This window comes from [Clostridium] aerotolerans DSM 5434, from assembly GCF_000687555.1.
GTDB lineage: Bacteria > Bacillota > Clostridia > Lachnospirales > Lachnospiraceae > Lacrimispora > Lacrimispora aerotolerans.
This window is the reverse complement of sequence record NZ_JHWJ01000002.1, coordinates 1-12,082: the sequence shown is the minus strand read 5'-3', so window position 1 is coordinate 12,082 and position 12,082 is coordinate 1. Positions and strand designations below refer to the sequence as shown.

Below are 12,082 nucleotides of genomic sequence, written 5' to 3'. Positions count from 1 at the left end.
AAGTATATAAGAAAAATATCTCCTTATATTAAAAATAAAAACGTTGATGGAGACAGTAGGTCTCAGCGAAATGGACAGAGAGCCGGGGAGGGTGGAAACCTGGTGAAAGTAGCTGGAATCGAATATCACTCCGGAGTTTCCGGCTGAACGCTTTGGCATTAGGTCAGGACGTAGTTTCTGCGTTAAAGGAAAGCATATGTTGGTATGCGGTAATAGGTGGTATAACGAAGCGTAAGTATAGCCTTCGTCCTGATTACGGACGTGGCTTTTTTTTATGTAAAAAGAAATACGTCTTATTGCATAAAAGTCCTGCCGGGCGGGAGACATATAACGCTTTTAAGGAAGATTGTCACGAAGGTGGCAGCGCCAGAGTCTGGCATGCCAGACTTTTTATATGAAAGAAATGGAGGTCGCAAATATGTACAGAAAAGTCCCTACAGACTTGAATTTCGTAGCGAGAGAAAAAGAGGTTGAAAAATTCTGGGAAGACCGTGAGATCTTTAAAAAGAGCATGGAGAACCGGAAGGAAGCGGAGACCTATACGTTTTACGACGGTCCCCCAACGGCCAATGGTAAGCCTCACATCGGACACGTTTTAACCCGTGTCATTAAAGATATGATTCCAAGATACCGTACCATGAAAGGGTATGACGTACCACGTAAAGCAGGCTGGGATACTCACGGACTGCCGGTAGAGCTGGAAGTGGAGAAGCTCCTTGGACTTGACGGCAAAGAGCAGATCGAGGAATATGGTCTGGAGCCATTTATTAAATATTGTAAGGAAAGCGTTTGGAAATACAAAGGAATGTGGGAGGATTTTTCAAAGACGGTTGGCTTTTGGGCCGATATGGATGATCCCTACGTTACCTATGAAAATAATTTTATTGAATCAGAGTGGTGGGCATTAAAGCAGATCTGGGAAAAAGGCCTTCTTTATAAAGGCTTTAAAATCGTTCCCTACTGCCCACGCTGTGGAACTCCTCTTTCCAGCCACGAGGTTGCTCAGGGCTATAAGGATGTAAAAGAACGCTCCGCTATCGTGCGTTTTAAGGTAAAAGGAGAAGATGCCTATATTTTAGCATGGACCACAACTCCTTGGACCCTTCCGTCCAACGTAGGTCTTTGTGTGAATCCAAACGAGACTTATGTAAAGGTAAAAAGCGGAGAATACACCTACTATATGGCAGAAGCTCTTTGCGAAAAGGTGTTAGAAGAAGGCTATTCCATCCTTGAGACCTTTGTGGGCAAGGATTTAGAGTATAAGGAATACGAGCCATTATTTGACTTTGTAAATCCAGATAAAAAAGCTTTCTTTGTTACCTGTGATACCTACGTAACTCTGACCGATGGTACCGGTGTGGTTCACATCGCCCCGGCCTTTGGTGAGGATGACTCCAAGGTAGGCAGAAAATACGATCTTCCCTTTGTACAGCTGGTGAATGCAGCAGGAGAGATGACAGAGGAAACCAAGTGGGCCGGTGTGTTCTGTAAAAAGGCAGATCCAATGATCTTAAAGGATTTAGAAGAAAGAGGACTCCTTTTCTCAGCTCCCGTCTTTGAGCACAGCTATCCACATTGCTGGAGATGCGACACTCCTCTGATCTATTATGCAAGAGAATCCTGGTTCATCAAGATGACAGCGGTAAAAGAGGATTTAATCCGCAACAACAATACCATCAACTGGATTCCGGAAAGCATCGGCAAAGGACGTTTCGGCGACTGGCTGGAGAACGTTCAGGACTGGGGTATCAGCAGAAACCGTTATTGGGGAACTCCACTCAATGTATGGGAATGTGAGTGCGGCCATCAGCATGCCATTGGAAGCATTGAAGAATTAAAGAAGATGTCAGGGAACTGCCCGGATGAAATCGAGCTTCACCGCCCATATATCGATGCAGTGACCATCTCCTGTCCGGAGTGCGGCAAAGAGATGAAGAGAGTCCCGGAAGTTATCGACTGCTGGTTCGATTCCGGTTCCATGCCATTTGCACAGCATCATTATCCATTTGAAAACAAGGACTTATTTGAACAGCAGTTCCCGGCTAACTTTATTTCCGAGGCTGTGGATCAGACAAGAGGCTGGTTCTATTCCCTTCTTGCCATCTCCACTCTGATTTTCAATCAGGCGCCATATAAGAATGTTATCGTTCTTGGCCACGTTCAGGATGAGAATGGTCAGAAGATGAGTAAATCAAAGGGCAATGCGGTGGATCCGTTTGATGCTCTTGAGACATATGGAGCAGATGCCATCCGTTGGTACTTCTATGTAAACAGTGCACCATGGCTTCCAAACCGTTTCCATGGGAAAGCCGTTATGGAAGGACAGCGTAAGTTTATGGGTACTCTTTGGAATACCTATGCATTCTTTGTGCTTTACGCGAATATTGATGAATTTGACCCGACAAAATACACTCTGGATTATGAGAAGCTTCCGGTCATGGATAAATGGCTGCTTTCCAAGTTAAATTCGCTGGTGAAAACCGTGGATACCTGCCTTGAGAATTATCAGATTCCAGAATCTGCAAGAGCTCTTCAGGAATTTGTAGATGATATGAGCAACTGGTATGTACGCAGAAGCAGAGAACGTTTCTGGGCAAAGGGAATGGAGCAGGATAAGATCAATGCTTATATGACCCTTTACACATCTCTTGTGACCGTAAGTAAGATCGCAGCTCCGCTCATTCCATTTATGACCGAGCAGATCTATCAGAACCTGGTCTGCGCAGTGGATAAAACAGCGCCGGAAAGCATTCACCTTTGTGATTATCCTGTTGCAGAAGAATCCTTTATCGACAAGCAGTTAGAAGTGGATATGGATGAAGTATTAAAAATCGTAGTAATGGGCCGTGCCGCAAGAAATACAGCCAACATCAAAAACCGCCAGCCTATCGGCCAGATGTTCGTAAAAGCACCTCACAGTCTTCCTGTCTTTTATCAGGAGATCATTGAGGAAGAGCTGAATGTGAAAAAGGTAGTATTTACCGATGATGTACGTGACTTCACTTCCTACAGCTTCAAGCCCCAGTTAAAGACCGTAGGTCCAAAATACGGCAAGCAGCTTGGAAGTATTAAAAATGCCCTTTCTGAAATCAACGGAAATGAGGCAATGGATACCTTAAATGAAACCGGAGCGCTGACCTTTACCTTTGACGGAACAGAAGTAGTGCTCACCAAAGAAGATTTACTCATTGATACCGCTCAGACAGAAGGATATGTATCTGAGGGAGATAACACCATAACCGTAGTACTGGATACCAATCTGACACCAGAGCTTCTTGCAGAAGGCTTTGTGCGTGAGCTGATCAGCAAGATTCAGACCATGCGTAAGGAAGCTGGTTTTGAAGTCATGGACCACATTCTGGTGTACAGTAAGGACAATGAAACCATTGAAGGAATCTTAAAGGACAACGAAGAGGAAGTAAAGAGCGAGGTCCTTGCAGACAGCATTCAATTTGGAACAGCAGCCGGATATGTGAAAGAATGGAACATTAACGGGGAAAACGTGACCTTAGGAGTGGAAAAGATTCAGTAAACGGTGAGGAGGTTTTGTGGAATGGGCATGGGATTTGATAAGGAAACCTTTAAAAAAAGCGTTCTCTTTAATATGAAGAACGTGTTTCGCAGGACAGTAGATGAAGCAACGAAAGAGCAGATGTACCAGGCAGTTGCCTATGCAGTAAAAGATGTGATTATCGATGAATGGATCGCGACCCATAAGGAGTATGAAAAGAAGGATGTAAAAACGCTTTACTACCTTTCCATGGAATTTTTAATGGGCCGCGCTCTAGGAAACAATATCATAAACATTATGGCACAGCCAGAGGTAAAGGAAGTTTTAGATGAGCTGGGCTTTGATTTAAACGCCATAGAAGACCAGGAGCCGGACCCGGCTCTTGGCAATGGCGGCCTTGGCCGTCTTGCGGCCTGCTTCTTAGACTCTCTGGCAACTCTTGGCTATCCGGCATACGGATGCGGAATCCGCTACCGTTACGGTATGTTTAAACAGAAGATCGAGAATGGATACCAGTTAGAGGTGCCGGATGACTGGCTGAAAAATGGCTATCCCTTTGAGATCCGCCGGGCCGAATACGCCACCGAAGTAAAATTCGGCGGTTACGTCAATACTGTATGGGAAAATGGAAAGGAACGGTTTGTGCAGGAGGGATATCAGTCCGTCCGTGCCGTGCCTTATGACATGCCCATTGTAGGCTATGGAAATAACGTGGTGAATACCCTTCGTATCTGGGATGCAGAAGCCATCAACACCTTTAGCCTGGATTCCTTTGATAAAGGCGACTATCAAAAGGCCGTGGAGCAGCAAAACCTGGCAAAGACCATTGTAGAAGTCTTATACCCCAATGACAACCACTATGCTGGAAAAGAACTCCGCTTAAAGCAGCAGTATTTCTTTATCTCTGCAAGCGTTCAAAGGGCAGTGAAAAAGTACATGGAGGCCCATGAGGACATCCATAAGTTCTTTGAAAAGACCGTATTCCAGCTCAATGATACCCACCCCACCGTAGCCGTTCCAGAGCTCATGCGAATCCTTCTTGATGAGTATGGTCTGGGCTGGGATGAGGCATGGGAAATCACCACAAAGACCTGTGCATACACCAATCACACCATTATGTCGGAAGCCCTTGAAAAATGGCCCATCGAGCTGTTTTCCAGACTCCTTCCAAGAATCTATCAGATCGTAGAAGAAATAAACCGCCGGTTCCAGCTAAAGATCATGGAGATGTATCCCGGCAATCAGGATAAAGTAAAAAGCATGGCAATCATCTATGATGGGCAGGTCCGCATGGCAAATCTGGCCATTGTAGGCGGCTTTTCCGTCAATGGAGTTGCAAGGCTTCATACAGAGATTTTAAAAAATCAGGAATTAAAAGATTTTTATCAGATGATGCCGGATAAATTCAACAACAAAACAAACGGCATTACCCAGCGTCGCTTCCTTCTTCATGGTAATCCTCTCCTCGCGGACTGGGTGACGAAGAAGATCGGTAAGGATTGGATTGTTGACCTTCCCCACATCCGCCGTCTGGCCGTTTATGCAGAGGATCCTAAATGCCAGCAGGAATTTATGGATATCAAGTATCAGAACAAGGTCCGTCTGGCAGACTATATCAGGGAACATAACGGAATCGAGATAGACCCAAGATCCATCTTTGATGTTCAGGTGAAGCGGCTCCATGAATATAAACGCCAGCTGCTTAACATACTTCATGTGATGTACTTATACAATCAGTTAAAGGATAATCCAAATTTGGAGATGGTGCCAAGAACCTTTATCTTTGGAGCCAAAGCAGCAGCCGGATATAAGAGAGCGAAGCTTACCATAAAGCTGATCAATGCAGTTGCTGAGGTAATCAACAATGACCGGAGTATTGGTGGCAAGATCAAAGTGGTTTTTATTGAAGATTATAAGGTTTCCAATGCAGAAATTATTTTTGCGGCAGCTGATGTCAGCGAGCAGATTTCCACAGCCAGTAAGGAAGCCTCTGGTACCGGCAACATGAAATTTATGTTAAACGGCGCTCTCACCCTTGGAACCATGGATGGAGCCAATGTGGAGATTGTAGAGGAAGTGGGAGCTGATTATGCCTTCATCTTTGGCATGACTTCGGATGAAGTGATCCGTTATGAAAAAGAAGGCGGATACGATCCTATGGAAATCTTCAATCAGGATTATGAGATCCGCCGGGTGCTTATGCAGCTGATTAATGGCTACTATTCCCCGGAAGACCCGGAGCTGTTCCGGGACATTTACAATTCCTTATTAAATACCATAAGCAGCGACCGGGCGGATACCTATTTTATACTGAAGGATTTTAAGTCCTACGCAGAGGCAAGAAGCAGGATAGCTTCTGCATACCAGGATGAAGCATGGTGGGCCAAGGCAGCGATTTTAAATGTAGCCTCAAGCGGCAAGTTCACCTCAGACCGTACCATAACAGAATATGTCAATGACATCTGGCACTTAAGTAAGGTAAAAGTCGAGCTGGAGGATTAAAGATTAAAACGCTTCGGAAGTGATTCCGGGGCGTTTTTTTGCATATATTGAAAAAGGCCTTGGACAAAATTAAGTTACAATCTGTATCCAGGCAGAAAGGTGGTATGTTTATGGTGAAAAAAATGACAATGGCATGCATCATCGCTCTGTTATTTCCTTATATAATAACTTTGGCCTGGACGGGTAAAATAGAAGAAAAAAAGAGCTTTCCTTTGGAAATGAGCGGAAAGACCATTATTCTTGATAGAAAAGGCGCTTCTTCGTCCATGGATGTGGAGGAATATCTACCAGGAGTAGTGGCAAAACAGATGCCAGCTGATTATGGAAAGGAAGCATTAAGAGCCCAGGCAATCATTGCAAGAACCTATATCTACGGTAAAATGAATGGCAAAAATGAAATTAACGAATCAGAGCTTCACATGGAGTACCTGGAAAAAAAGCAGATGGAGCGGCTTTGGGGCAGCGAATCATTTGTGGCAAGCTATACACTCATTGAGGATGCCGTGCGCTCTACGTCAAAAATGGTCATGACCTATAACGATACCTTGATAGATCCCCTGTTTCATCGTGCCAGCACCGGCAAGACAAGAAAGGGAGATGATAACCACCCTTATCTGCAGCCTGTTGAATGCAAAAGAGATGTGGAAGCAGAGGGATATTTATCGGTGAATGAATTAAGCAAAGAAGATTTTGCAGGTAAAATCAATCAGATAGCAGGAGATGTGCCGGTAAAGGCAGATCAGATTCCAGGAAGCATTCAGATCATCAGCCGGGATGAAGGCGGCTATGTGGGACAGATTCAGATTGGTACCAAAACATACAGCGGAGAAGATATCCAGCGTGCCCTTGGGCTGCCTTCCACTTCCTTTTCCTTTGAAGAATATGAGGGCAAAATCCGCATTGTATGCCAGGGAATTGGCCATGGATACGGCATGAGCCAGTTCGGGGCAAAATGCAAAGCAGACGAGGGGTGGACCGCAGAAAAAATTCTCTCATATTTTTATAAAAATATTGTGATTAATCCTGTATAACTCTTTCACACTTGGTAAGAATATTACCGAGGTGATAAACGTGAAAGAGAGAATAGGTCAAATGTTCAAGGATAAAGTATTCCTTGTCCTGTTGGTTCTAGGCCTGCTGACTATAGTAGCTGCAGCAGGAGTTATTACTGTACAAAGAGGAAATGGTGGAGGAGAAAGCCCTTATCTCAAAGTTCCGGATCAGAGCAATATGATTGTTCAGGAATCAGTTCCCCAGGAAACACAAGTAGCCGTTGCAGGAGATTCCAATGCAACCAAGAGCAAAGAAGAAATGCAGGCAGTTGATTCAGCAAAAGCAACTGCAAAGCAGGAAACACAGGCACCAGCAGTAAAAGCCGGAACAGACAAAAATGCTGCAAAGTCTATGGTACTTAATTTTACCGATGCAACCAGAATGACATGGCCGGTAAAGGGAAATGTCATTTTAGACTACAGCATGGATTCAACCATCTACTTCCCAACTCTGGACCAGTATAAATGCAATCCAGGCGTTGTGATCCAGGGAGATGTAAGCACACCGGTTGTCGCACCAGCCAATGCTAAGGTGAAAGAAATCGGAGCCAATGAAGAAATTGGTAACTACGTTGTTCTTGATATGGGCAACAAGTATACTGCTGTCTGCGGTCAGTTAAAAGAGATGCAGGTAAAGGAAAATGAATATGTGAAAGAAGGTCAGGTATTAGGCTATGTGGCTGAACCTACCAAGTATTATTCCGTAGAAGGAGCAAACATATTCTTCGAAATTACCCATGAGGACAAAGCCATTGATCCTCTGAATCAGATGAAATAACAATAAAAACTTCTGGAAAAAAGTTATAAAAAAATAATAAATTGTTCATACACGATTAAGAGTCATCTGCTATACTGATACCGAACAATAAACGGGGAGTGTGGCTATGAACATATTATTTTTTTTAACACCAAAGAACGAAGTGGCTTATATTTACGAGGATGATTCTCTGCGCCAGGCGCTGGAGAAGATGGAGTATCATAAGTACTCAGCCATACCTGTTATTAATCGTACGGGGAAATACGTTGGTACCATAACTGAAGGGGACATGCTTTGGGGGATTAAGAACAAGCTGAATCTAAGCCTGAAAGAATCAGAGCGGGTAACTGTGGCGGCCATTGACAGAAGATCTGACAATCGCCCGGTCTATGCGGATTCTGATATGGAAGGCTTAATTGATAAAGCACTAAAGCAAAATTTCGTCCCTGTGGTAGATGACCAGAAGAATTTCATCGGGATAATTACTCGCAAGGATATTATCCGCTATTTCTATGAAAAGTCTCAGGAAGTACAAAAACCGGCTGTGAAAAGCCAGTCAGTGATTGGAAATGAATATTAAAAAGAAGCGTTTCCCGCCGAAGTGGCAGGAAGCGCTTCTTTTTTATGTTCGGCTCATCTTTTGTTTTTCTTCAGACAGAAGAGGAATGGAATCATCTAAGGAAGTTCCAAGTATCTGCAACAAAGCAAGTTTTTCAAGAGTAGGAGAGTAGTAAAATCCCTGCTGATAATTACACCCCGCTTCCGTGAGAAGTGTTACCTGGTTTTCTGTTTCCACACCCTCGGCAATTATGGTAAGGTTCAAATCTCTTGCCATTCGAATGAGGCCTTCCATGATGTACCGGGATTTCGGATTGGTTTCCAGCTGCCACACAAATAAACGCTCCAGCTTTAAGGTATCCACCGGAAGGTCTAAAATCGTGGAAATTCCCGAATAGCCGGAACCGAACTCATTAAGAATCAGCTCAACCCCTAAATCCTTTAAGGTCTGTAAGGTGACATTCGCATTTAGATACCCGGTGGTCAGAGCAGATTCCTGAATCTCCAAAGCCAGCTTTCCCTTGGGAATTCCATACTCTTTAAGCTCCCGCTTCACTTCCTGGGGAAAATCTTCCTGCAAAAGAAGTACCGGGGAGATGGGAAGAGCCACTGATTCAAACTCACATCCATTTTTAAGGAGCTCTGATATACACTCACACACCTGTTTCAGTCCATAATACTGTATGGCTTTGATCTGCCCGGAGTCTTCCGCCACGGGCAGGAATTCTCCTGCACCGATCAGTCCAAGACCCTTAATAAAGATGCGCATATAAAGCTCTGCCCGGACAAATACCTTTGTACCTGCATTTAGAGTAGGTCTGTAACGAATTTCCACCTCATCGTTATCAAGAGCAGTCTTTAAATAATGTGCAATGGTTTGTCTGCGCAGAAGCTGCTGATACAAGGCGGTATCAAAAACAACGGCCTGGTTAGGTCCGCCTTCTCCTGCTTTTGAAACAGCAAGATCCAGACATTTAAGCATCTGATCCGTCGTTTGTGCATGGCCGGGATAGGGACAGATTCCCATTTGAGCGGAGCATAAACAGTCGGTTCCATTCACTTTCCATGCCCGGTCAAACCGTTCTGCCACATCTTCTGCCAAATAAAGAGCCTGACCCTGAGTATATCCGTCCAAAATAATGATAAACTCCACACCGATATAATGATAAACGTTCTTTTGTGTCAATTCCCTTAAAAAATCAAGAATCTGTTCTAAAAGAGATTCACAGTAATCATATCCGAAAATCTGATTCAGACGCTTGAAGTTTTCAATGTAAAGCTTTAATACAACGCCTCGTTCTCCTGATTCCATGGCTTGATTTAAATGCTTATAGCAAGAATCCCGTTCCAGCTTATTTTTCTCAGCTGCTGATTCTGCCGTTGATTCGGCCTGTGATTCAACCTGAGGTTTAACCACCATCCCGTCTGGTTTGTTTTCTTTTTTTCGAAACCAACTCATTGAATCTGCCTCCTGTTTTCTTCTGTCTGTGTCTTAAGTTATTGTATGACAATTAATGGGTGAAAGCAAGAAATAATTGGCAGGAAATTCATAAGCATTATTCTAAAAATTGGGAGAATACTATTGGTATGGAACGCATGCAGGAGGTAAAAAATGAAATCAATTTGGATGGATTCAACATTAATTCCCAGACGTAATTCCCTGACAGGAAACAAACGGACTGAGGTTGTGATCATAGGGGCTGGAATGGCTGGAATTTTAACTGCATTTTATCTGCAAAGACATGGAGTCCACGTCGTTGTATTGGAGGCGAACCGCATAGGAAGCGGACAGTCAGGCTTTACCACTGCAAAAATCACATCTCAGCACAATTTAATTTATCATAAACTGGAAAAATCCGTTGGAAAAGAACGTGCCAGACTTTACGGAAAAGCAAATCAGTTAGCGGTGGAGGAGTATGGTAAGTTGATCAAACGATACTCCATTCAGTGCCATTACGAGAAAAAAGATGCTTATCTCTATTCCGTCCAGGAATCAAAAAAGCTGTTGGAGGAAGCCCAATCAGCAAAAGAACTTGGTATGCCAGCCTCCTTTGTCAGAGAGACAAAGCTGCCATTTCCAGTTTGCGGAGCTGTCAAATTTACCGGTCAGGCACAATTTAACCCTTTGGAATTTATAAAAGAGATATCCTCCGGGATAACTGTATATGAACGGACAAAAGTTTTAAAAGTACAGGGACATGATGTAATAACGGACAGAGGTATCGTAAAGGCAGAAAAGATTGTCTTTGCTTCCCACTATCCTTTTGTTAATGTGCCTGGATTTTATTTTGCAAAAATGTATCAGGAGAAAAGCTATGTCATGGAGCTTGGTCCGGTAGAGGATCTTGAAGGTATGTATCTGGGAGTGGATAAAAAAGCATATTCATTTAGAAATTACGATGGAAAGCTTCTCCTGGGTTATGGGAGCCACCGGACGGGGAAAGCACCGGATACGGACCCATTTATCACAATGCGGCATACGGCAGAGCATTTATTTCATCAGGCAGAAGAGTTTAGAAGCTGGACAGCTCAGGACTGCATGACCTTAGACAGTATTCCCTATATTGGAACATTTTCTGCCTTCCGCCCGGACTGGTACGTTGCTACCGGCTTTGGCAAATGGGGAATGAGCTCCTCCATGGTAGCCGCTAAAATGCTTTCTATGCAGATCACAGGTAAGAGAACGCCTTATGATGCCGTATTTTCTCCTCAGAGACATAATGTAAAAGCGTCCGCTCTGCGGTTTGCAGAACATGGTCTGGAGTCAGTAAAAGGATTGTCAGCAGGAGTTAAGCCAGGAGCAGTCAATTGCCCCCATATGGGATGCAGATTGATCTGGAACCAATATGACAAGCGCTGGGAATGCCCCTGCCATGGCTCAGGCTTCGAAATAAATGGAAAAATTTCTGCTGGCCCTGCACAACAGAGTCTTCCTTTCATAGATTGATAGTAGAAACTTTTCATAATTGAAAGGAGTCAAACATCCTATGGATTGTTATGCAAAACAAGGATATCCCGACGGTTTCGACCGTAACGGTACATCCTACCCATGGGAGCCTGCTATGGGCTTTGATATGTCTATGAGCCCCGGTACGGTAATCCGCCCTGATATGCCTCTCGGTTCAGGCCCGGCAAGGACCAATGATCCGGTACCAGCTCCCATACCAATGAGCCGCCAGGATATTTCTGTAGGCCCATGTTCTTGGAACCAAAGACCATGCTGTAATGTATCAGACAGCGCTGCAAATAATTGCACAATGAAATGTCCGGAAAGACCTTCTTGCGTGATGCCAGCAAGAGAGATGCCTACAAAATGTCCGGAGAGACCTTCCTGTGTAATGCCTGCAAAATGTGTAGAAAAACCTGCTTGCGTGATGCCAGCAAGAGAGATGCCAGCAAAATGTCCGGAGAGACCAACGTGTGTGATGCCGGCAAGATGCCCAGAAAAACCTGCTTGCGTGATGCCAGCAAGAGAGATGCCAGCAAAATGTCCGGAGAGACCAACGTGTGTGATGCCGGCAAGATGCCCAGAGAAACCCACTTGCGTGATGCCAGCAAGAGAGATGCCAGCAAAATGTCCGGAGAGACCAACCTGTGTGATGCCGGCAAGATGCCCAGAAAAACCTTCTTGCGTGATGCCAGCAAGAGTAATGCCGGCAAAATGTGTAGAAAAGCCCTCTTGTGTAATGCCAACAAAATGTG

The 12,082-nt window shown here is 44.3% G+C and carries 8 protein-coding genes; 6 read left to right on the top strand and 2 right to left on the bottom strand.

The features are described from left to right. The first annotated feature begins 418 nt into the window (after positions 1 to 418). From ileS to T546_RS0102820, 5 genes are all read left to right on the top strand, one after another. Positions 419 to 3,532, top strand: coding sequence for an isoleucine--tRNA ligase (ileS, locus tag T546_RS0102840; RefSeq protein ID WP_026890314.1), 3,114 nt, complete (start codon positions 419 to 421; stop codon positions 3,530 to 3,532). Between the two features lie 21 nt (positions 3,533 to 3,553). Next, positions 3,554 to 6,013 (top strand): glycogen/starch/alpha-glucan phosphorylase, encoded by a 2,460-nt coding sequence (locus T546_RS0102835; RefSeq protein WP_026890313.1) that lies wholly within the window; start codon positions 3,554 to 3,556, stop codon positions 6,011 to 6,013. A gap of 110 nt (positions 6,014 to 6,123) precedes the next feature. Next, positions 6,124 to 7,044 carry a SpoIID/LytB domain-containing protein gene (locus T546_RS0102830; protein WP_026890312.1) on the top strand — a complete coding sequence of 307 codons (921 nt, stop codon included), beginning with the start codon at positions 6,124 to 6,126 and terminating at the stop codon, positions 7,042 to 7,044. A gap of 40 nt (positions 7,045 to 7,084) precedes the next feature. Then, entirely contained in the window at positions 7,085 to 7,843 is a 759-nt protein-coding gene (locus tag T546_RS0102825; RefSeq protein WP_024836742.1) for a peptidoglycan DD-metalloendopeptidase family protein, read from the top strand. A gap of 106 nt (positions 7,844 to 7,949) precedes the next feature. Then, a complete protein-coding gene (locus T546_RS0102820; protein ID WP_026890311.1) occupies positions 7,950 to 8,402 on the top strand; it encodes a CBS domain-containing protein in 453 nt (150 codons plus the stop codon). Positions 8,403 to 8,444: 42 nt separating this feature from the next. On the opposite strand, the gene T546_RS22695 is transcribed toward T546_RS0102820, so the two are convergent. Continuing rightward, the gene (locus T546_RS22695) at positions 8,445 to 9,839 is read right to left on the bottom strand and encodes a GGDEF domain-containing phosphodiesterase (protein ID WP_034597699.1); all 1,395 of its coding nucleotides are present in this window, start codon (positions 9,837 to 9,839) and stop codon (positions 8,445 to 8,447) included. Positions 9,840 to 9,992: 153 nt separating this feature from the next. Between T546_RS22695 and T546_RS0102810 the strand changes: the two genes are divergently transcribed. Further along, on the top strand, positions 9,993 to 11,327 hold the full coding sequence (locus T546_RS0102810; RefSeq protein WP_026890310.1) for an FAD-dependent oxidoreductase: 1,335 nt from the start codon (positions 9,993 to 9,995) through the stop codon (positions 11,325 to 11,327). Between the two features lie 96 nt (positions 11,328 to 11,423). Here the strand turns inward: T546_RS0102810 and T546_RS25510 are convergent. After that, positions 11,424 to 12,082: hypothetical protein (locus tag T546_RS25510; RefSeq protein WP_034597695.1), on the bottom strand; the 659-nt coding region annotated here is incomplete at its 5' end.